Genomic DNA, 21,550 nt, shown 5'->3' with positions numbered 1-21,550 from the left:
TTTTACCCCACACAGACAGGAAGGAAAAGACCAGATACCGCTATCTGGCCATTCCGGGGCAGATCAGCACCCGAATTGTCATTTTGTTGCGTTGCCTCTGCATAATAAATGCCCACAAAAGCACAAAAACACGCCCCTGGGTGCATTTTTGGACTGGAGAAAAAGATCGCAGAAGGGCAGTGTGCTGCAGATTCTTTATTGGACACACATACTACAGGTGTAACATGACCCTCCAAGAAGCTGCCCTGATGTACGCCGCCCGTGCGGCGGCCTTCTGGGTTCTGTCGTCCCTTGGAATAACCCTTTTCCTCTGTTTTGCCGATACACCGGCCGCAGCTATGTCGGTGGGTGCCATCATTGCTGCCAGCGGTGCAGCCGCTCTGCTGATGCGGGGCCGGAAAGTGGCTGAAACAGGCCCCTTGGAAGGTCCGGTATGGGCCGCAACAGCACCACAAGCCCGCCCCCCGGTAGCCCAGGCCCGTCATGAAGTTCCCCATGCCCTGCTGGCTGCTCATCGCTCCTGTGCACGGTTCTGCGCCGGCCTTGGTGTTGTGCTGTGTGTTGGCAGCCTGATGCTGCAATCCATGTAAGCGGTTCAAGATCACGCGCTATACAAAGGCTGGTTGCCGTACTGGTGCCATCCCTTCATAGTGCCCCATGATCAAGCACTGCGTGTATATCCTTCCGGGAAAACCGCAGACACGGGGAACAGGGAGGGAAACATGGCTGAGTCTGTAGTCATTCTGGGGGGAACGCGAACCGCGATTGGTACCTTTGGCGGTTCGCTCAAGGACTTGACGCCATGCGATCTTGGGGCACTGGTGATCAAGGAAGCCCTGACACGAACGGCCATTGCACCCACAGATGTCGGGCATGTGGTCATGGGGCATATTATCCCGACTGAGCCGCGAGATATGTACGTCTCCCGCGTGGCTGCCTGCAAGGGCGGCATTCCGGACCATGTCCCGGCCATGACCGTCAATCGCCTGTGTGGATCAGGCCTGCAGGCGGTCTTGTCGGCAGCGCACTTTATTATGCTGGGTGACTGCCAAATCGCTGTTGCCGGTGGCACAGAGGTGATGAGCCGGGGCAGCTACATTCTGCCGACTGCACGCTGGGGTGCCCGCATGGGCGACAGCACCATGGTCGATATGATGACAGGCGCTCTGACAGATCCATTTGGCAACGGCCACATGGGGGTAACAGCAGAAAATGTCGCGGCAGCACACTCGATCAGCCGTGATGAACAGGATGGCTTTGCCGCAGAAAGCCACCGTCGGGCAGCACGTGCCATCGCATCCGGTTTCTTTAAAAGCCAAATTACCCCCGTAACTATAAAAACACGGGGCAAGGAAACCGTGTTCGATACAGATGAGCATGTTCGTCCCGAGACGACTTCGGCCAGTCTTGCAAAGTTAAAGACCATTTTTCGCGAGAACGGCTCTGTCACCGCTGGAAATGCATCCGGCATCAACGACGGCGCGGCTGCCCTTGTCCTGATGGCAGAGCGCGAAGCCTCGACCCGCAAGCTCACCCCCATGGCCCGGATTGTCAGCTATGGTCACGCGGGGGTCGATCCGTCCATCATGGGAATAGGACCGGTTCCCGCCAGCATGATCGCCCTGAAAAGGGCCGGCCTTACGGTGTCTGATCTGGACTTGGTTGAATCCAACGAGGCATTCGCCGCACAAGCCTGTGCCGTGAACCGGAAGCTTGGCCTGGACCCGGAGAAGGTAAATCCGGACGGCGGGGCTATTGCCTTGGGCCATCCTGTTGGCGCAACCGGTGCCATACTGGTCATAAAAGCCATACACGCCCTGCACCGTACCAACGGGCGTTATGCCTTGGTAACAATGTGTATCGGGGGCGGGCAGGGCATTGCCCTGATCCTGGAACGTATGGGTGATTAACATAAAAAAATACCGCGCCTTGATAGAAATCATGCGCGGTATTTTTTGGTAGGCCCGGAGGGACTTGAACCCCCAACCAGACCGTTATGAGCGGTCGGCTCTGACCAATTGAGCTACAGGCCCCCGAAATGTTGCCAGACAGCCCTGTAATGGACCACCTGCGCAGGGGAGGTCCGTATATAGCATTTCCCGGCAAAGGAAAAGCCGGAACCTTTATTTTTTGCATGTCTGCGGAAAATCCGGGGAAATTGTCCCCTCTTTTTGTGGACAGTTTCACGGGTTTGTCCACACTGTACCAGAGTGCACTTGATCAGGCAGCGCGACGATACCCGATGACCGATCCCTATGCATCGCTCCCGGCTGTTGTTGACCTGCCCCGGCGACATGGGATTCTCAATGTGGCCTGGGGTGGTTTTCTGGCTGTCCTGTCGGCATTGGTCGGCTGGCTGATATGGCTGGCTCATGAAGGCGTGGATCAAGCAAGAACAAGCACAGATCTGTATGTACGCAATCATATTGATACAGAAATCACAGAGCTCCGCCGGGGGCAGGAACGTCTGATACGTGACTACAGCCTGTGGAGTGACGCATGGGAGAAACTCTTCCTGCTCCCCGATCCGGAATGGATCCGGGATAATTTCGGGCAGGAGCTGAACAGCACGTGGGGCGTAAGCCGGGTCTTTATTGTTTATGGCAGCGGGCCCATCTCGGAAATCAAGCAGGGAATCCCTGAGCTTATGTTCACCGAAGATGATCCACTGCTGCATTCCGTATGGGAAACCGCCTCCGCTGTCCGTGAAGCATCGGCCTTAAGTGGCACACACCGCCAAGCCAGCCAGTTCTTCAGTTCAACCGGAACGGCCTGGATCCTGGCAGCAGGTATTCTCTCCAACCCGGAACCCCTGCCCCGGGATGCCCGGCTTGAGGCTATGCCTGTCCTGGTAATGGCTCGCGCCCTGGACTCCCGATGGATCGACGGGATTGTGCGTAAAATCGGGCTCAGCAGCCTCTCTATTATCCCTGCGTCCTTGGCACACGAAACCCTGAATGATAAAGATACCAGTATGGTTCCATTACAGGGAACCCCTGGTCAATCCGTTGCATGGTTGCGCTTCACAACGAATCAATCTCCCCTGTTTTATTTGGCGCGCCGAATCAGCCTGATCAGCTTCGGCCTTCTCTTGGCTATTGCCTTGGGGCTTATACTGCATCTGCGAACAACGGTATTGGCGCGATCAGCCCTGCGCCTGAATACGCGCCTGATGGAAGAGCTGGAGTCCAGACAGCATCAAGAACATACACCTCTTGATGAAGAGGAAGCAGATGAAGAAGAGAACACCCTCGCCGAAGGTTCGGGAGATGACCACACCACAACCCCGGACGTGCCAGAAAGTAGCCATGGCATACCCAATGGCTATGTCCTGATCGGGTATTCCGGAAACATTCGCGGTGCAGATTCCGGGGCCTGCTCCCTGTTCGGATACAAAAGCGGGGAATTGGACGGAGTACCAGTATCAACACTCCTGCTCACCGACAGTGGTACATTCTCAGTCTCCATGGAATCTGGCGCAACAGAACAGGGACCCCGCACACGAAGAGCCAAGGCACTGCACAAAAGCGGCACTGTCCTACCTGTTGATCTGACGATCTCCCATCCGGATGATGATCACGACAGTCTCCGTATTCTGATCAGCCCTCGCTCTGCTGACAAGGATCTGGCCGAAAAATTCCTGTTCATGATCAACCTCCTCCCTGCGGGTATTCTTGTTCACCGTAATCTCAAGCCGTTGTTTGCCAACCAAGCCTTCATGGATATGGTTGGGCTGGACAGCATGGAAGACCTGCCATTACCCGGGGGCCAAGCCGATACACTGATGCCAATGGGTCAGAACCACCAGGATGATAACGATGGCAAAACACTGACTACGTCTTTCGAAACACTTTATCGCCAGAATGATGGCTCAACATTGCGCGTGCGTACAACCAGCTTCCCCGTGCTGTGGGATGGAGACACGGCGATATGTACACTTATGATAGACATCACAGGTGAGCATGCCCTGCGCAGCCTACAGGAAAAAACTCTCTTCCGGCTTCAGCAAATCATAGACACGACCGAAGAAGGCTACATTCGTCTCGATGCAGATGACTTGATCGTGGAAACAAACAACAAGACACGCTCGATCTTGGGGTATGAGCCAGATGACATGCAAGGGCGCCCGATTACGCTCTTCATGACGCAGGAATCACGCGATAGCCTGAAGGGCGATGCCTTGCTGGAGAAAACAGAAATACACCGCCGGTATACGCTGGAGTTCGTCAGTCATGATGGAGATGTTATCCCCCTCGATGTCTCGGCATCTATTCTGACCGAAAATGATGGCACCCGCTCTGGATCATTCGTGTTTTTCCGGGATATCAGACAGACCCTTGCCTATGAGCAGGCGCTGATTGACGCCCGGGAAACAGCAGACCGGGCGAACCGGGCAAAATCTGATTTTCTATCCCGCATGAGTCACGAGCTACGGACACCCCTGAATGCCATTATTGGCTTTTCCCAGCTTATGGAAAGCAGCAAGTCCGAAACCCTGAGCGACAGACAAAGAAGCTGGTTGTCGCATATTCACCAATCCGGCAAGTTATTGCTGACCCTGATCGATGAAATCCTCGACTTGGCCCGCATTGAAAGTGGCCAACTGACGCTGGATATCGGGCGGGTTGAACCCTCCAAGATCATCAAGGAATGCATGGGACTCACTGACACCATGGCGCGTGAGTTTGGCGTTCAGGTTATCGCGGCCCCCGAAACGGAAAAGGCTCCTGTCGTTCTGGCCGATGCACTCAGAATGCGACAGATCCTGCTGAATCTCGTCAGTAATGCCATCAAGTATAACAAGGCTGGGGGCAGCGTTACGATCGATTATTCCAGAGATGCCCCTGATGGATACGTCCGGATCACCGTAACAGACACCGGCGCCGGTCTTCCCGAAGAGCGCAGGGCGGACCTGTTCCAGCCCTTCAATCGCCTGGGGCAGGAAAGTGGACCGATACAGGGAACGGGGATAGGGCTTTCCATTACGGGCCTGCTGGTCAAGAAAATGGGCGGCACCATCGATTTCACCAGCACGGTCAGTACAGGCAGCACATTCTGGTTTGATCTCCCGGCAGCAGAAGCAACAAAAAAAGAAACCACCAAAGAAGGCTGAGTGAATAATGCACCGATAATGCATGAAAAAGGCCACCTCAAAGGTGGCCTTTTTATCAACACCAGAACAGATCAACCGTCCAGGAAACTACGCAGCTTGCGTGAGCGGGACGGATGCTTGAGCTTGCGCAGGGCCTTAGCTTCGATCTGCCTGATACGCTCACGAGTAACACTGAACTGCTGACCAACTTCCTCAAGCGTATGATCGGTATTCATGCCAATCCCGAAACGCATCCTGAGCACTCTTTCCTCACGCGCGGTCAGGGTCGAGAGAATACGGGTGCACGTCTCACGCAGATTGGAGTTGATCGCCGCATCCAAGGGCTGAACCGCATTCTTGTCCTCGATAAAGTCACCAAGATGACTGTCTTCCTCATCACCAATAGGAGTTTCCAGAGAAATAGGCTCCTTGGCGATCTTCAGGACCTTGCGAACCTTTTCCAGCGGCATCTGCAGCTTTTCGGCCAGTTCTTCCGGTGTTGGTTCGCGACCGATCTCATGCAACATCTGGCGACTTGTACGAACCAGCTTGTTGATGGTTTCAATCATGTGAACCGGTATACGGATCGTCCGGGCCTGGTCAGCAATGGAACGGGTAATAGCCTGACGAATCCACCATGTCGCATAGGTGGAGAACTTGTACCCACGGCGGTACTCGAACTTGTCCACAGCCTTCATAAGGCCAATGTTGCCCTCCTGAATCAGATCCAGGAACTGAAGGCCACGGTTGGTATATTTCTTGGCAATGGAGATAACCAGGCGAAGGTTGGCCTCGATCATTTCCTTTTTGGCCTTGCTGGCTTCCCGCTCACCCTTCTGGACTGTCTGGACAATACGGCGGAACTCAAAAATAGGCTGGCGCGCCTCGGCAGAGATAACCGCAATCGCTTCCCTGATTCTGACAATCTCGGCAGAATGCTTGCCGATAAAGTCTTTCCAGCCTTTTCCACTTCGGCTTGCGATGATTTCCAGCCACTGGGGATCCATTTCGGCCCCATAGTAAGCATCAAGGAAGTCCTCGCGCTTGATCTTGCAGTCCAAGGCAACGCGCAGAAGCTTGCCTTCCAGCATCATCAGGCGCTTGTTGAGGTCATTGAGGTGGCCAACAAGGTATTCAATACGGGCGTTGTTCAGATGAACGCCCTCCATCATCTTGACCAGCTCTGACCTCTGCTTCTCGAACTTTTTCTCCAAGGCTGCCGGCACATCTTCCCCGGCAGTGATATGGCCCAGGCGCTGGTCCTGAACCTTTCTCATCTTTTGATAGGCTTGGGCAATTGTTTCAAATGACTGGAGAATAACGGGCAGCAACTCCGCTTCCATAGCGGAAAGGCTGATGCTGGCTTCTTCTATTTCTCCGTCAACATCGCCTTCGGCAGAGGCATCAATGCCATCAGCCTCTGCCTCGTCTGTCTCATCATCAGAGCCGGACTCTTCCTTGGCCTTGCGATGGTCCTTGACCGGAGCGGCAAGCTCCTCATCTCTGTCCCCGACCACAGGAGAGTCTTCTTCTTCCTCTCCCATATCATCACCAACACCGGGCTCTGTGCCATACGTCGTTTCCAGATCAATGATGTCACGCAACATCATCTTTCCTTCCACCAAGGCGTCATGCCAGTCCAGCAAAGCCGCGATGGTCAGTGGGCTTTCGCAGATCCCGCCGATCATCATCTCACGCCCGGCTTCAATACGCTTGGCAATGGCGATTTCACCCTCGCGGGACAAAAGCTCAACAGACCCCATCTCGCGCAGGTACATCCGCACGGGATCGTCAGTACGCCCCAGTTCGTCTTCGGATACATTACCGGCGGAATCGTCGGTTTCGTTGCCGCTGACTTCCTCTTCCTCGTTCTCAACAATGTTGATGCCGATATCCGACAGCATCGACATGGTGTCTTCGATTTGTTCCGAGGAAAAGTCATCTGAAGGCAACGCCGCATTCAGCTCATCATAGGTGATGAACCCGCGCTCCTTGCCTTTTGCCACCAGTTTCCTGACAGCTGTATTAAGAGAATCGAGCAAAGGCCCGTCCTGAACCTCATCATTGGTTTCAGGGGTTTCTGTTTCAGCGGCAGCTTTTGTTGCCATGCCCGTTCTCTCTCCTCAAAATACGTACGGACATGCACCCAAGGCACACATCCCGGTCCTTCTGACCATCCTGTTCCATAACATCCCGTATCATCCGGATGATGCTCAATCCTCTACAGACGCTCTTTCATGTTTTTTCAAGGCAATAAAAACATCAAGAGCCTCCGGGGTTGGATTGTCACCAAGCCGTTCAACCGCACGACCAATATCCACCTTCAAATCTCTGCCCCGGGATAACCCGAACGTGTGCTCCCACCCGTCCAAGGCGGCCTGACTGTCGGCGACCGGACGGCTGAATGCCGCATGGAGAAAAACATTCGACGCAAGGAGGGACTCCAGAACATCACCAAATCCCTCGTCGTGTAGTTGGCGTCTCAGACCATGGAAGTCAAGACCTGACTGACGGGAAAGCAGCAGCAAAACCGCACCTCGAAGCGTATCAAGGGACTGTTCCGGGAAATCCAGAAGCCCCAAACGCTCTCCCACACTGTCAAAAAGGTCAGGATGAGTGATGAGCGTAACCAGCAAAATGCGCCGCCGCAAGGCCTCCGCAGCATCCGGTGCCGGCGGGGCCAGAATCATACCGCTTCCGGCTGACGGCAACGGAGCCGCCCAGCGCGACTGCGATTCGCGCCCCCTGGGAGAGAAAGTACCCGCCGGACGAGCCTTGACCGCCGCACCACGCCCAGCCTGGCGAAACAGGTTCCATTGACGGTCACGGAAGGCTTGGCGGTAATGCTGTTGGACACTGCGATCCCCGATATGACGTACCAGCTCTTCCAGATGGGCTTCCAGACCAGCCCTTCGTTCCGGTGTATCCAGCGACCGCCCTTCCAACGCCTTGTCCCATAAAACATCCAGCAGGGAGCGAGATACCGCAAGCCTTGCACAAACTGATCTTGCCCCCTCGTCCCGCAACAGGTCGTCAGGATCCCGCCCCATCGGAAGCATGACAAAACGCAGAGACTTCCCCGGTTTCAGAAGGGGCAAAGCACGGTCGGCAGCACGGGCCGCAGCCCGTTGCCCGGCGCTGTCACCATCCATACACAGGACAGGCTCGTCGGACAGACGCCACAATGACTCAATCTGAGCCTCCGTCAGGGCTGTCCCCAACGGAGCAACAGCATGAGGGATGCCTGCCCGATGCAGGGCAATAACATCCATATAGCCCTCTGCAACAACAATATCTCCACTCCGGGCCGCAGCCTCACGGGCACGGGACAGGTTGTAGAGAACCTGTCCCTTGTGGAAGACCGGTGTTTCGGGGCTGTTCATGTATTTGGGTTGCCCGTCACCCAAGGTCCGACCGCCAAAGGCAATAACCCGCCCCCGCCGGTCTGTAATTGGAAACATGACACGTTCCCGGAAATAACCAACCACAGCCCCGGAATCCAGGCGCCGAAGCAAACCAGCCTCGATCATCTGCTCTTCGGTTATTCCGTTCCCGAGCAAGGCGGTCTGCAACTCCACCCCACCAGGGGCCCAACCCAGACGAAATGTCTGGATGACCTCGTCATCAAGGCCCCGCCGACGGAGATAATCAAGCCCGCCACGACCGGATGGCAGAAAAAGGGATCGCTGGAAAAAGTGGCAGACTGCCTCGTTGATATCCAGAATGCCGGCGTCTTGACGTGCAGCTTCCATCTCCCGCGGATCGGGACGCGGCACCTCAAGACCAGCCTGCGCCGCCAACTTTTCCACAGCTTCGGGGAAAGTCAGGTGTGCCGTTTCCATTTCAAAGGAAATGATGTCGCCGTGCGCCCCACACCCAAAACAGTGATAAAAGCCCTTGTCGTCATTGACGGTGAAGGAAGGAGTCTTCTCCCTGTGAAACGGGCAAAGACCAATATGCTCGCGCCCACGACGGACCAAACGAACCCGATGCCCAACTACAACCGAGGCCGGAAGCCGGGCACGAAGCTCATCAAGGAACTGCGGGGGCAAAGCCATGGGTCACGCACACCCGTCATAACAATGGAAAGAACACACGGTCAGGATAAGGCTGCCTTGACAGCCTGGCTGGCCTTGCCAAAGTCCATACGCCCTGCAAACTTCTCACGCAGGGCCGTCATAACCCGCCCCATATCCTTGATGCCACTGGCTCCCAGCTCCTGCAGAGTCACGGCAATGGCCTCACGCGTTGCTGCTTCATCCATCTGCACAGGCAGGAAACGTTCAATAATGGCTATTTCCTCCTGCTCCTGCTCCGCAAGCTCCAGCCGCCCGCCTTGCTCATACAGGTTGATGCTCTCACGTCGCTGCTTGATCATGGACTGTAGCATCTGCAGGATTTCCTCTTCAGGAATTCCTTCACCCAGACCACGGGTCCGGGCTGCGATATCACGGTCTTTCAAAGCCGCAAGAATCAGTCGCAAGGTAGCCGATGCACGATTGTCGCGTGCCTTCAACGCTTCCTTCAACGCCTCGTTCAGCCGAGTGCGCAACATGGATGACCTCAAAATACAGTTCGTCATGAATATCTCGAATCTGCCCAGACTAGACGAGTGTGAACGCCTTGGCAAATGCTGTCCGCAGCAAGGAGCCATCATGTCCTTGGGCATACCGGCAATAAAGAGCCAAAAGCCTTGCCTCTCCTGTATTGAATTGACAAGGGGCAAAACCAGATGTAATTAGTTGATCGTTTACCTGCGATTGGCAGAGCGTTCCTGCACTCGGTATCTATTGGCGCTTGCCCTAACCTTCTTTCCTGAACATGAAGGCAGTTGTTTTGTGCGCATAGTCATGCAGAAGCGGTCAGCCATACACTGGCATGCCTTGCATTTTCCAAGGGAGACGATCACTCCTGCGGCGCTATGAACCAAGGGATCCTATGACAGACCAAACAGCATGCACACCCGGTTTATGCCCTGACAGGGCAACCGGCGTACTGGTCCTTGCCGACGGAACGGTATGGTGGGGACATGGTCTCGGACGTAAAGGAAACACAACGGGAGAAGTTGTTTTCTGTACCGGAATGACCGGTTACCAGGAAACCCTGACAGACCCCTCCTTTGCCGGGCAGATTATAACTTTTACATTTCCGCATATCGGCAATACAGGCACCAATCCGGACGATCACGAAGCGGAACACCCGTTTGCCCGAGGCTGCATCCTGCGCGCACCCGTTGGCATCGACTCCAGCTGGCGTGCAACAGCCAATCTGCCCGAATGGATGCGCAGGAATAACGTGGTGTGTGTCACCGGTATCGACACACGCGCACTGACCATACGACTGCGCGAACACGGCACAATGGCAGGCGTTGTTGCACATGACCCGAACGGTATCTTCAACCTGGAACATCTCCTGCACCAAGCACGAACCCATCCGTCGCCAGACGGGCTGGACCTGGCTACACGCGTATCATGCCAGCAACCATGGGAATGGCCGGATACACAATCCAGAGATCGACCATGGCATGTTGTCGCCGTTGACTTCGGCATAAAGCAGAACATCCTGCGGTGCCTGGCTGCCGAAAGCTGCCGGATTACCATCGTACCAGCTCACACAACGGCCAGGGAGATCTTGAACCTTGCCCCTGATGGCGTGTTCCTGTCGAATGGACCAGGTGATCCTGCCGCCACCGGCCGTTCTGTGATCCCCGAACTGAAAAAGATTCTGTCCACCGGGCTTCCCGTCTTTGGCATTTGCCTGGGTCATCAGATCCTTGCCTTGGCCTTGGGGGCAAAGACATTGCGCATGAAGCGGGGGCACCGTGGATCGAACCAGCCGGTCAAGTGCCTGGCAACGGGGCACGTCGCGATCACAAGCCAGAACCACGGCTTTGCCATCGACCCCGACAGCCTTCCCAATGAGGTTGTCGTCACACACACATCTCTCTTCGATGGCTCGATCGAGGGGATTGCCCTAAAAGGCCGTCCTGTTTTTTCCGTGCAATATCACCCGGAATCCAGCCCGGGCCCCAAGGATTCCCATTCCTTGTTCCGTGATTTTGTCGGCCTGATGCAACAGCATCGGCATTCCAGCACACCCGACGATACGCAACTGCCCTCCCCTGAGCGGCTGCGCAGCCACCTGATCCTACCCAGTCCAAATTAATTGTCCCGTGCCCTGTCGGAAGGAAACCCCAGGCATGCCCAAACGCACAGACATCCACTCCATTCTGATTATCGGTGCAGGCCCGATTGTTATCGGACAAGCCTGTGAGTTTGACTATTCGGGCGCCCAGGCCTGCAAGGCCCTGCGTGAGGAAGGGTACCGGGTTATCTTGGTCAACTCCAACCCGGCCACTATCATGACAGACCCCGATATGGCCGATGCCACCTATATCGAACCGATCACTCCCGCTGTTGTGGCGCAGATTATTGACCGGGAAAAACCGGATGCCCTGCTGCCAACCATGGGGGGACAAACAGCCCTGAACTGCGCCCTTGCCTTGGCCGATGACGGAACACTGGAACGTCATGGCGTCATCATGATCGGGGCCTGCCGCGAGGCCATCCGCAAGGCAGAGGATCGGCAGCTGTTCCGTGAGGCCATGGACCGCATCGGCCTTGAAAGCCCGCGCTCGCGGATGGTGCGCAGCCTGGATGAAGCCTATGATGCCCTTGCCTTCATAGGACTTCCAGCCATCGTTCGGCCCTCTTTCACACTGGGTGGACAAGGCGGTGGAATCGCAACAACCAGGGAAGAATTCGGTCATATCTGCACACAAGGCCTGGCCGCCTCGCCTGTCCACGAAATTCTGGTCGAGGAATCTGTTCTGGGGTGGAAAGAATATGAAATGGAGGTGGTTCGTGATCGGGCAGACAACGGGATTATCGTCTGCTCTATCGAAAACATTGACCCCATGGGCATCCACACCGGGGACTCTGTGACGGTTGCACCGGCGCTGACACTGACAGACAAAGAGTACCAGACCATGCGGGATGCATCCTTGGCGGTCCTGAGGGAAATCGGGGTCGAAACAGGCGGGTCCAATGTCCAGTTTGCGGTCAACCCGGATGACGGACGCCTGGTGGTCATTGAAATGAACCCCCGGGTCTCGCGCTCGTCTGCCCTTGCATCAAAAGCAACAGGCTTCCCGATCGCACGCATCGCCGCAAAACTGGCTGTGGGCTACACGCTGGATGAACTGGACAACGCGATAACCGCCGGGCAAACGCCAGCCAGCTTTGAGCCTGTTATTGACTATATCGTCACCAAAATTCCTCGCTTTACCTTTGAAAAGTTCCCCGATACCGATGCCCGGCTGGGCACCTCGATGAAATCGGTCGGCGAGGTCATGGCCATCGGGCGTACCTTCACTGAATCACTCCAGAAAGCCCTGCAATCCCTGGATACAGGACTAACCGGGCTGGATGAAATCGACATCACAGTGAACCCTGACGAGACCCGACATGACGCCATGGTACGGGTTCTGAGAACAACAAGCCCAAACCGGATCCGTTTTGTTGCACAGGCTTTCCGCGAAGGCATGTCCATAGAAACAGTGTATGAGGCCTGCCACATTGACCGCTGGTTTCTGGATCAGATTGCTCACCTGGTCCACATTGAAGCCCGTATCCGCCAACAGGGAATTCCTGCGGACCAATACGGGTTTCTTGCCCTTAAAAAAATGGGCTTTTCTGATGCAAGGCTGGCCCACCTGAATGGACAAACAGAAGAAGAGGTAACCGCTTTACGCAATACCTTGGGCCTTCACCCGGTCTACAAGCGCATAGACAGCTGTGCAGCGGAATTTTCATCGCCAACGGCGTACATGTACGCCTGCTACGAAGGCGATGGCGTAAGTGCCGCAGACTGCGAAGCAAAACCATCAACACGTGAGAAGATCATCATCCTGGGTGGGGGACCAAACCGTATTGGACAAGGCATAGAATTTGACTGCTGCTGCGTCCACGCAGCCTTCAGCCTTTCCGAGGCCGGCTATGAAACCATTATGGTCAATTGTAACCCGGAAACGGTCTCAACCGACCCGGATACGTCAGATCGCCTGTACTTTGAGCCTCTGACCGCCGAATCTGTTATTGAGTTGATACGGGTTGAACAACGCAGGGGCCACGTCAAAGGGGTTATCGTGCAATTCGGCGGACAAACCCCGCTGAAACTGGCCAGCGCCCTGCAACAGGCCAATATTCCTGTTCTGGGCACGTCTCCCGCTGCAATCGACAGAGCCGAAGACCGCCAGCAATTCCAGTCTGTCCTGCAAAAACTGGAGCTTCGCCAGCCACCCAACGCAATAGCACGAACCCCGGAAGACGTTCTGGAGCAGGCAACGATCCTTGGCTATCCCTTGGTCGTACGCCCATCCTTTGTACTGGGAGGGCGGGCCATGGAAATTGTCCATGGCGAATCTTCACTCCGCACATGGCTGACCAAGGTCTGTGGCGGGCAGAACGAAGGACAAGGCACCATCACCATTTCTTCCGACATGCCGATCCTGCTGGACCAGTATTTACGCGGCGCAACCGAGGTGGATGTTGATGCCATACGGGACTCAAGCGGAGCCGTGTTTATCGCCGGCATTATGGAGCATATTGAGGAAGCAGGCATTCATTCCGGAGACTCCGCCTGCTCACTGCCGCCACATTCCCTTCAGGCACCCCTGATACGGGAGCTGGAACGACAAACCACCCTTCTTGCTACCGAACTTGACGTACAAGGGCTTATAAACATTCAATTCGCCATTCAGGGAACAGACGTCTACGTCCTGGAAGCAAACCCGCGCGCAAGCCGTACAGTACCCTTTGTATCCAAGGCCACCGGCAATCCTGTTGCCTGCATAGCAGCCCGGGTTATGGCCGGTGAAAACCTGGCTGCCTTTGCGCTGCGTACGACAACCCCAAGCCACGTCGCAGTCAAGGAATCCGTGTTCCCGTTCGCCCGCTTCCCCGGCACCGACATACTGCTGGGGCCGGAAATGAAATCAACAGGCGAAGTCATGGGCATAGCCAGAAGCTTCGGGCATGCCTTCGCCAAAAGCCAGATGGCAGCCGGGCTCCCACTCCCCCTGCAGGGAACCATATTCTTGTCTGTGCGCGACTCGGATAAAACTGAAGCCCTTGATATTGCAAAGTCTTTTTTTGCCATGGGATTTGATATCCTGGCAACAGGCGGAACAGCTACTTTCCTGAACAAGGGAGGCGTTCCCGCAACCGCCATCAACAAAGTACGGGAAGGCCAGCCTCACTGCGTGGACGCCATCTTGTGCGGTACCGTTGATATGGTTATCAATACGGCTGAAGGCATGAACAGCATACGCGACAGCCTGGATATCCGCAGCGCGGCTTTGACAAGATCTGTGACCCACTACACAACCATGGCAGGGGCAAGGGCCGCAGCGCAGGCCATAAGAAGCCTGCAGGACAAGGAACCGGGGATAACCCCCTTGCAACACTATTCTGTTCCGGAAGTACAAAACAGGGTATACTTCCCCGCCTGATCCGATTCGATGCCCCGGGGCTACGCTGCGCAGCCCCGGGTCGTTTCTTGGTGTTGCGCGCAGCCGGTCGCCTTCGCGACAAACAAGCAAGTGTAAGGACGTACCCGGATATGGAAAAGATCCCCATGACCGCACAGGGCATGAAGGCCCTGGAAGATGAGCTGCGTATGCTGAAAAGCCAGGAACGCCCCGCGGTCATCAAAGCTATTGCCGAGGCCCGTGAACACGGTGATCTGTCAGAGAATGCCGAATACCACGCTGCGCGGGAACGCCAGAGCTTTATTGAAGGGCGTATTGCAGAATTGGAGGACGTTCTGTCCCGCGCTGACGTTATTGATGTCAGCAAGCTGTCTGGTTCAACCATCCGATTCGGGGCAACGGTTACGCTGGCTGATGAAGATACAGATGGTGAAGTGACCTACCAGATTGTTGGCCCCCACGAAGCAGATTTGGAGAAGGGTCGGATTTCAATAGCCTCCCCCTTGGCTCGGGCCTTGATTGGAAAGGTCATGGGTGACACGGCTGAAGTATCTGCACCGGGCGGATTCCGCTCCTATGAAGTTGTAAACGTTCGTTTTTCCTGAAACACTCCAAGAATCCGGGCAATCCGACACGTGATTGCCCGGACTGTAATCAAACCTGAAATGCAGAAGCACATGAAGGCGCTGTGACTAAGCGCCTCTGCTTCCTGCCGTCCCTCGTATCCCGCCATAAATCGTCCTGCTGACAACAATGGACATTACCTCAGACCAGAGAACAACAGTGTCTGAGAAGACTCATCTTGCGCTCCCGAACTGCGCAATCTGGCCGATACAGTTAGAATTGGCAGCCTTTACCTAAGGCAGAATCAAGCCGGCCATGGCTTTTACATCCATAACAACAGACTGAAACACAATAATGTCACATCAGAACAAACCTCTGCTGCCCCTTATTATTGGTGCCATAGGCGTTGTCTTCGGTGACATTGGGACAAGTCCTCTTTACGCGTTCAAGGAATCCCTGTCCCCCGAACATGGGGTTACTGTGGACCACATTCATATACTTGGCGTTCTGTCACTCATATTCTGGACCATCTTGGTTGTTGTATCCGTCAAGTACGTCATTTACGTCATGAGCACTGACAACCGTGGCGAAGGCGGCAGCTTGGCGCTTCTGGCACGCCTGCATAATGTCCTGGATCAGGATGGGCGCGCCTTCTCGGCCGTAACGGGATTGGGAATTCTGGCGGCAGCCCTGTTTTACGGCGACAGCATTATCACGCCTGCTGTGTCAGTCCTGTCCGCTGTCGAGGGATTACATATCGCAGCACCAGCACTGAGTGAATTTGTCATACCCATCACCGTCAGCATTCTTTTGTGTTTGTTCTTGATCCAGCGGTTTGGAACAGCAATGGTTGGCAAGATCTTCGGCCCCGTGTGCCTGATATGGTTCCTGGTTATCGGCTTTCTGGGCCTACGGAGCATCGTCGGCACACCGTCTATCCTGGCCGCGCTCAGCCCGCACTACGGATGGTTCTTCATTTTTACGGAACCGGGAATTTCTGTTTCTGTTCTCGGGGCCGTTGTTTTGTCTGTTACAGGGGCCGAGGCCCTGTATGCCGACATGGGGCACTTTGGTCGCAAGGCCATACGAACAGGCTGGTATATTCTTGTCATGCCATGCCTGCTTTTGAACTATTTCGGTCAGGGTGCCCTTCTGTTGCGTTCCCCCGAAGCGGCGGAAAATCCATTCTTCCTCCTGGCACCACAGTCGATGATACTTCCCTTGGTGATTCTGGCAACGCTGGCCACCATTATTGCATCACAGGCTGTTATATCAGGCGCATTTTCCCTGACCCGGCAAGCGATCCAACTGGGGTACTTGCCGAGAATGACCATCATTCATACGTCTGGCCAGGAAATGGGTCAGATCTACATGCCAACAGTGAATGCATGCCTTATGGTTTCATGCATTGCTCTTGTTCTCAGTTTCAAAACATCAAGCAATCTTGCGGCAGCCTATGGGGTAGCTGTAACCGGAAATATGGTTATCACTGCCCTGATGATGGCTTTGGCCATGAAAATCTTGTGGGGTTGGAGCCGAAACAAGATTTTCGTGATTTGCGGCATTTTCTTGGGTACAGATCTGATGTTTTTCCTGAGCTGCGCCATCAAGATCCCTGATGGCGGCTGGGTGCCTGTAACCGTGGCGGCAATTATTGTTGTCATTTTGATGACTTGGAAAGCAGGACGGGCACTTCTTCTACAACAGCTACAGAATGTTTCCCGGCCAGAGTCCGAATTCAATGAACTGACAGGAAATAATGTCGCGAAAGTACCGGGAACAGCCGTCTTCCTCACCAGCATCCGCTCCGGACTACCTCTCGCCCTGCTACACAACTTGCGCCACAACAAAGTTGTACACGAGCGCGTTATCCTGCTCAGCGCCGTTACAGCAGAAACTCCCCTTGTTTCTGATGACAACAGGCTTGAATCCAAGGAGATTGCTCCGGGACTACAACGCATTATCCTGCACTATGGATTTATGGAAACACCAAACATACCAAGAACATTGGCGCACATTTCATCAGAAAAATTAGGGTTCTTCTACGAACCACAGGGGATTTCGTGGTTCCTGTCACGCGAAACCGTCATTGAAAGTAAAAATCCTGGCATGGCACCGTGGCGTATTGCCTTGTTTATCGCCATGGCAAGAAGCGCCACAGACACCATGCGGTACTTCCGCTTACCCCCCAACCGACTGATCGAGCTTGGCACCCAAGTAGAGATCTGAACGCGACTTACGATCACTATCAATATCGATCGGCACACCGGGCCTGTACTTGCCTGTACGAATCGCGAGAGCGCTTTTGACATGCGTCACATGGGGCGCAACGGTCAGCTGTGTCGTCAGGAAACGCTGATAATCGTCCCAGTCCTGGGCAACAATTTTGAGGATAAAGTCCGTCTCGCCGGCAAGCATATGGCATTCCCGCACATTATCCCAACCGGCAACCAGATCCTCGAAAGCACGCAGGTCGGCCTCGGCTTGGCTGTCCAGGCCGACATGCGCAAAAGCTGTTACATTGTATCCAAGCACCTTGGGATCTACTGCTGCATGATAACCGTGTATACAACCGGATTCCTCCAAGGCACGGACACGCCGCAAACACGGCGGGGCGGAAATCCCGGCCCTGTTAGCCAACTCGACATTCGTCATACGACCATTCTCCTGAAGGTCATGAAGAATGTGCCTGTCTGTCCGATCCAGCTTGACACGCTGCATCTGTAGCTTCCTCTCAAAGCGTCAGGGACAAACCAACTGTCCCAATACGCAAGGAAATTACCGTAAATGGTACAGAACTCTCAAGATCAATACGAAGATACTAAAAGAAGAATCGCATCCATAAGCGTTACCATGAATTGATATCCCCCATAAGATGTATGCCCTGCGTCATTTTTAGATCGATTCCAGACTTGCGAAAAAACATACACTCCCCTATGGTTATGAGCTTCAGGAACTAGACTCCTCACTAACCAGAACGCTATCCAGCCGGAGATTGTTTCATGACTGATTTTGCACACGTTGGAACCCTTGTTGGCAAGCCTGTCTCGGATTTTACCGCTCAGGCTGTTATGCCCGACAACAGCATCAATGCTCAGTTCAACTTGAAAAGCTACTTGCACGGATCCTATGGCTGGGTATTCTTCTACCCTCTGGATTTCACTTTTGTTTGTCCTTCGGAAATTATTGCGCACGACCATCGTCTCCAGCAGTTCACAGCAGCCAATACAAAAGTCATAGGCATTTCTGTTGACAGCCAGTTTTCTCATCTGGCCTGGAAAAATACACCGCAAAACGAAGGCGGACTTGGGAATGTACAGTTCCCCTTGGTTGCCGACCTCAAGAAGAACATCGCCCGTTCATTTGGTGTCTTGATCGAAGATGCTGGTGTTGCCCTGCGCGGCTCTTTCCTGATCGACAAGGCGGGCATGGTCCGGCATGCCACAATCAACGACCTGCCCTTGGGCCGTAACGTTGATGAAGCACTGCGGATGATTGATGCCCTGCAGTTCCATGAAGAGCATGGGGAAGTATGCCCCGCCGGCTGGACAAAAGGCAAAAAGGGTATGGAAGCAAGCCCCAAGGGCGTGGCCAACTTCCTGAAAGAGAACGCTGAGGCCCTGTAATACGGTCATCAGACAAACCCTGAAGACGGGGTCCCGACGCTCCATCGGGACCCCGTTTTGGCACATCGGGGAATAATACTCCCTCGCCCCTGATCAAGCCTGCTGCAACCCCCTTGCGTATTGAAAACACACCACTGCCCGGAGGTTTTTCTACATATGACTGAGCATCGTACCCGGGTTCTCATCCTTGGCACCGGAGCCGCTGGTTGTACAGCCGCCATCTACACGGCCCGCGCCAATCTGGAACCGGTTGTCCTGGCAGGACTCCAACCTGGCGGACAGCTGACCATAACAACAGACGTTGAAAACTATCCGGGCTTTGCCGATCCAGTCCAAGGGCCTTGGCTCATGGAACAGATGCGCCAACAGGCTGAACATTGCGGTGCCCGCATCGTGCACGATATGGCGACATCCGTTGATCTGTCCCGGCGCCCATTTACGGTTCGCACCGACGGCGGCGACGTATGGAAAAGCGATACACTGATTATCGCAACCGGGGCCTCTGCCAAATGGTTGGACATACCAAGCGAAAAGAAATACGCCGGCCTTGGCGTGTCTGCCTGCGCGACGTGTGATGGCTTCTTCTTCCGTGGAAAGAATGTCGTCGTCGTTGGTGGCGGCAACAGTGCTGTAGAAGAAGCCCTGTATCTGGCAAATATCTGCGCCAGCGTCACCGTTGTACACCGCCGCGACAGTTTCCGGGCCGAGAAAATACTGCAGGACCGCCTGCTGCGAAACCCCAAAATCACAGTACGCTGGAACAGCAAGGTCCATGAGATCCTGGGCGGAGGTAATCCCGAGGGTGTAACCGGCATCCGCCTGGAAGATACAATAACGGGGGCCCTTTCTGATCTTGCCTGTGACGGCGTGTTCATTGCCATCGGCCATAAACCCAATACGGACCTATTTATCGGTCAGCTTCAAACCGACGAGAACGGCTATTTGATTACGCAGCCGGACTCGACTGCAACCTCGATCCCGGGCGTTTTTGCTGCTGGCGATGTGCAGGATCATGTGTTCCGCCAGGCTATAACCGCTGCGGGAACCGGTTGCATGGCCGCGCTTGAAGCTGATCGTTTCCTGCGGACAGACGACGATATCTAGGAAAGATCGGGCTGGTAAGGACTTCTTCCCGACACCACCTTGCCAGCCCGGGCTTGGTACCGGTACCCTTGGAATAGAACAAAATTTGAAGAAAACGAGAGAATTATGGCCGGGCGACAGGGCACCATGATGGACTGGGATAAACTGCGTGTTTTTCACACCGTCGCAGAGGCTGGTAGCTTTACCCATGCAGGAGATGTGCTGCACCTGAGTCAGTCTGCCGTCAGCCGACAGATCAGTGCCCTGGAAGAAAGCCTGCGGGTCTCCCTGTTTCATCGCCACGCCCGTGGCCTGATCCTGACCGAGCAAGGCGAGCTTCTGTATCATACCGTGCACGAGGTGTTTGCACGCCTGTCAATGGTTGAAGCACGGATAACCGAGAGCAGGGAACGCCCTGAAGGCTTGCTGAAGGTTACAACGACAGTTGCTTTCGGGTCCGTATGGCTGACTCCCCGCATTACCGATTTTATGGAGCAATACCCCAGCATAGAGATATCGCTTCTGCTTGATGATCAGGAAGTGGATCTGGCCATGCGCGCCGCAGATGTTGCCATCCGCTTCAACGCCCCCCGCCAGCCGGATTTGATCCAAAGGCATCTGATCAACCTGCATTACAATGTCTATGCTGCACCAGAATACCTGCAGAAACATGGCACACCCAAAACACCGGCGGATCTCGACAATCACCGGCTTATCACGTATGGTGATGATTCAAAGGCACCAGTTGACAACATGAACTGGCTTTTGTCTGCCGGAACGACAACGCCTCGCTCTGCAGTTCTGCGCATCAACAACATTTACGGAATTTATCGCGCCGTGCACTCCGGCTTGGGCATTGCAGCTCTTCCAGATTATTTTGCCTCAGTCGCATCTAACTTGGTACAAGTGCTTCCTGAATTGCGTGGACCAAGTTTTGACTGTTACTTTGTATATCCGGAAGAGCTTCGTCACTCAAAGCGCGTCATGGTCTTCAGGGACTTTCTTCTCCAGAAGCTCCAGAAAGACAACACGCCGGCTCCCTGACAATCACGACACACACGAAGCATGCGCAGAGCGCATGGCAGCAACAGATCTTTTGCTTTGGTGTGTTTTCCCGCCGCCGCCTACACTTCCAGTCCTGCTGTTCACCCACACGAACAGCAGGACTGGTGCGGGAGTAACCCCAAGTTATTCCTACACCAGCGCCGGGTCCGCCTGGCGGTTTTTATCCAGCGTCTATCATCGGACGTAATGCCTCCCTGTTCACTCAGGCCCCGCTTATGCGGAGCTCCTTTTTCTAACAACAGAGCATTACAGGGTTACCTGTCATTCCCTAGGCAAACGCACGCGGACAAGACCCCTGAAATCGTTTGGATCTTGTACCTCACCCCCACGAACAATCTCAATGCGCCCACTGCGCGCCAAGCTGAGCACCTGCTGTTTAACCGGATTCATAAAACGGCGCCAACCATCATCAGGATCCTTTGGGCGGCGACGCTGGGAGAAATATACCTTGGCAATTTCTTGTGCACTGACGCCACGCACACCGGCATCAGCAGCCATGGACAACACAAGATTCACTATAGGATCCCCCTTGGGAGATTCAGGGACAGTATCAGTCATCGCAGTCTCGTACATACAAAGTAGTTCTGCATGCAATAGAGGCTCTACGAGGATCATGCAAGCCCTGGAAGG

At 54.7% G+C, this 21,550-nt stretch carries 15 protein-coding genes and 1 tRNA gene; 10 read left to right on the top strand and 6 right to left on the bottom strand.

What is annotated here, in order from left to right; all coding sequences use genetic code 11:
* The first annotated feature begins 224 nt into the window (after positions 1 to 224).
* Complete coding sequence (locus HEQ61_RS04405) at positions 225 to 590, top strand: hypothetical protein (protein WP_168019287.1); 366 nt, start codon at positions 225 to 227, stop codon at positions 588 to 590.
* Positions 591 to 722: 132 nt separating this feature from the next.
* Positions 723 to 1,910: an acetyl-CoA C-acyltransferase family protein gene (locus tag HEQ61_RS04400; RefSeq protein ID WP_168019288.1), complete on the top strand. Its 1,188-nt coding sequence runs from the start codon at positions 723 to 725 to the stop codon at positions 1,908 to 1,910.
* A 46-nt stretch (positions 1,911 to 1,956) separates the two neighbouring features.
* Here the strand turns inward: HEQ61_RS04400 and HEQ61_RS04395 are convergent.
* Positions 1,957 to 2,033 (bottom strand) — tRNA-Ile (locus HEQ61_RS04395).
* Between the two features lie 101 nt (positions 2,034 to 2,134).
* Here HEQ61_RS04395 and HEQ61_RS04390 point away from each other — a divergent pair.
* The gene (locus HEQ61_RS04390; RefSeq protein WP_168019290.1) at positions 2,135 to 5,113 is read left to right on the top strand and encodes a PAS domain S-box protein; all 2,979 of its coding nucleotides are present in this window, start codon (positions 2,135 to 2,137) and stop codon (positions 5,111 to 5,113) included.
* A 71-nt stretch (positions 5,114 to 5,184) separates the two neighbouring features.
* On the opposite strand, the gene rpoD is transcribed toward HEQ61_RS04390, so the two are convergent.
* The 3 genes from rpoD to HEQ61_RS04375 all read right to left on the bottom strand — a co-directional run bounded on the left by rpoD (position 5,185) and on the right by HEQ61_RS04375 (position 9,647).
* Positions 5,185 to 7,200 (bottom strand): RNA polymerase sigma factor RpoD, encoded by a 2,016-nt coding sequence (gene rpoD / locus HEQ61_RS04385; RefSeq protein WP_168019293.1) that lies wholly within the window; start codon positions 7,198 to 7,200, stop codon positions 5,185 to 5,187.
* A 105-nt stretch (positions 7,201 to 7,305) separates the two neighbouring features.
* Entirely contained in the window at positions 7,306 to 9,150 is a 1,845-nt protein-coding gene (gene dnaG, locus HEQ61_RS04380; RefSeq protein WP_168019295.1) for a DNA primase, read from the bottom strand.
* Positions 9,151 to 9,191: 41 nt separating this feature from the next.
* Positions 9,192 to 9,647: a GatB/YqeY domain-containing protein gene (locus HEQ61_RS04375; protein ID WP_168019297.1), complete on the bottom strand. Its 456-nt coding sequence runs from the start codon at positions 9,645 to 9,647 to the stop codon at positions 9,192 to 9,194.
* 383 nt (positions 9,648 to 10,030) lie between these two features.
* Between HEQ61_RS04375 and carA the strand changes: the two genes are divergently transcribed.
* The 4 genes from carA (at position 10,031) to HEQ61_RS04355 (ending at position 17,375) form a co-directional block, all read left to right on the top strand.
* Entirely contained in the window at positions 10,031 to 11,257 is a 1,227-nt protein-coding gene (gene carA, locus HEQ61_RS04370) for a glutamine-hydrolyzing carbamoyl-phosphate synthase small subunit (RefSeq protein WP_168019299.1), read from the top strand.
* A gap of 34 nt (positions 11,258 to 11,291) precedes the next feature.
* A complete protein-coding gene (gene carB, locus HEQ61_RS04365; protein WP_168019301.1) occupies positions 11,292 to 14,603 on the top strand; it encodes a carbamoyl-phosphate synthase large subunit in 3,312 nt (1,103 codons plus the stop codon).
* Positions 14,604 to 14,713: 110 nt separating this feature from the next.
* A complete protein-coding gene (greA, locus tag HEQ61_RS04360) occupies positions 14,714 to 15,187 on the top strand; it encodes a transcription elongation factor GreA (protein ID WP_066132382.1) in 474 nt (157 codons plus the stop codon).
* Positions 15,188 to 15,500: 313 nt separating this feature from the next.
* Positions 15,501 to 17,375, top strand: a complete 1,875-nt coding sequence (locus HEQ61_RS04355) for a potassium transporter Kup (protein WP_168019303.1) — start codon at positions 15,501 to 15,503, stop codon at positions 17,373 to 17,375.
* On the opposite strand, the gene HEQ61_RS04350 is transcribed toward HEQ61_RS04355, so the two are convergent.
* On the bottom strand, positions 17,328 to 17,867 hold the full coding sequence (locus HEQ61_RS04350) for an Lrp/AsnC family transcriptional regulator (protein WP_168019305.1): 540 nt from the start codon (positions 17,865 to 17,867) through the stop codon (positions 17,328 to 17,330). The two genes, HEQ61_RS04355 and HEQ61_RS04350, sit on opposite strands and share 48 nt — an antisense overlap.
* 281 nt (positions 17,868 to 18,148) lie before the next feature.
* Here HEQ61_RS04350 and HEQ61_RS04345 point away from each other — a divergent pair, with 281 nt between their 5' ends.
* The 3 genes from HEQ61_RS04345 to HEQ61_RS04335 all read left to right on the top strand — a co-directional run bounded on the left by HEQ61_RS04345 (position 18,149) and on the right by HEQ61_RS04335 (position 20,899).
* On the top strand, positions 18,149 to 18,772 hold the full coding sequence (locus HEQ61_RS04345) for a peroxiredoxin (RefSeq protein ID WP_168019307.1): 624 nt from the start codon (positions 18,149 to 18,151) through the stop codon (positions 18,770 to 18,772).
* Positions 18,773 to 18,928: 156 nt separating this feature from the next.
* Positions 18,929 to 19,876, top strand: coding sequence for a thioredoxin-disulfide reductase (gene trxB, locus HEQ61_RS04340; RefSeq protein ID WP_168019309.1), 948 nt, complete (start codon positions 18,929 to 18,931; stop codon positions 19,874 to 19,876).
* Positions 19,877 to 19,981: 105 nt separating this feature from the next.
* Positions 19,982 to 20,899: a LysR family transcriptional regulator gene (locus tag HEQ61_RS04335; RefSeq protein WP_245183119.1), complete on the top strand. Its 918-nt coding sequence runs from the start codon at positions 19,982 to 19,984 to the stop codon at positions 20,897 to 20,899.
* Positions 20,900 to 21,181: 282 nt separating this feature from the next.
* On the opposite strand, the gene HEQ61_RS04330 is transcribed toward HEQ61_RS04335, so the two are convergent.
* The gene (locus tag HEQ61_RS04330) at positions 21,182 to 21,436 is read right to left on the bottom strand and encodes a DUF3253 domain-containing protein (protein WP_322099188.1); all 255 of its coding nucleotides are present in this window, start codon (positions 21,434 to 21,436) and stop codon (positions 21,182 to 21,184) included.
* Positions 21,437 to 21,550 lie beyond the last annotated feature (114 nt).

Source organism: Haematospirillum sp. H4485, from assembly GCF_012102745.1.
In the GTDB taxonomy this organism is placed as follows: Bacteria; Pseudomonadota; Alphaproteobacteria; order Rhodospirillales; family Rhodospirillaceae; genus Haematospirillum.
This window is presented reverse-complemented; position numbering and strand designations above follow the sequence as displayed.

Bases quoted from the DNA above. Each gene is read 5' to 3' on its own strand.
- HEQ61_RS04405 (WP_168019287.1), top strand. From the start codon at position 225: ATGACCCTCCAAGAAGCTGCCCTGATGTACGCCGCCCGTGCGGCGGCC.
- HEQ61_RS04400 (WP_168019288.1), top strand. From the start codon at position 723: ATGGCTGAGTCTGTAGTCATTCTGGGGGGAACGCGAACCGCGATTGGT.
- HEQ61_RS04390 (WP_168019290.1), top strand. From the start codon at position 2,135: ATGTCTGCGGAAAATCCGGGGAAATTGTCCCCTCTTTTTGTGGACAGT.
- rpoD (WP_168019293.1), bottom strand. From the start codon at position 7,200: ATGGCAACAAAAGCTGCCGCTGAAACAGAAACCCCTGAAACCAATGAT.
- dnaG (WP_168019295.1), bottom strand. From the start codon at position 9,150: ATGGCTTTGCCCCCGCAGTTCCTTGATGAGCTTCGTGCCCGGCTTCCG.
- HEQ61_RS04375 (WP_168019297.1), bottom strand. From the start codon at position 9,647: ATGTTGCGCACTCGGCTGAACGAGGCGTTGAAGGAAGCGTTGAAGGCA.
- carA (WP_168019299.1), top strand. From the start codon at position 10,031: ATGACAGACCAAACAGCATGCACACCCGGTTTATGCCCTGACAGGGCA.
- carB (WP_168019301.1), top strand. From the start codon at position 11,292: ATGCCCAAACGCACAGACATCCACTCCATTCTGATTATCGGTGCAGGC.
- greA (WP_066132382.1), top strand. From the start codon at position 14,714: ATGGAAAAGATCCCCATGACCGCACAGGGCATGAAGGCCCTGGAAGAT.
- HEQ61_RS04355 (WP_168019303.1), top strand. From the start codon at position 15,501: ATGTCACATCAGAACAAACCTCTGCTGCCCCTTATTATTGGTGCCATA.
- HEQ61_RS04350 (WP_168019305.1), bottom strand. From the start codon at position 17,867: ATGCAGCGTGTCAAGCTGGATCGGACAGACAGGCACATTCTTCATGAC.
- HEQ61_RS04345 (WP_168019307.1), top strand. From the start codon at position 18,149: ATGACTGATTTTGCACACGTTGGAACCCTTGTTGGCAAGCCTGTCTCG.
- trxB (WP_168019309.1), top strand. From the start codon at position 18,929: ATGACTGAGCATCGTACCCGGGTTCTCATCCTTGGCACCGGAGCCGCT.
- HEQ61_RS04335 (WP_245183119.1), top strand. From the start codon at position 19,982: ATGGCCGGGCGACAGGGCACCATGATGGACTGGGATAAACTGCGTGTT.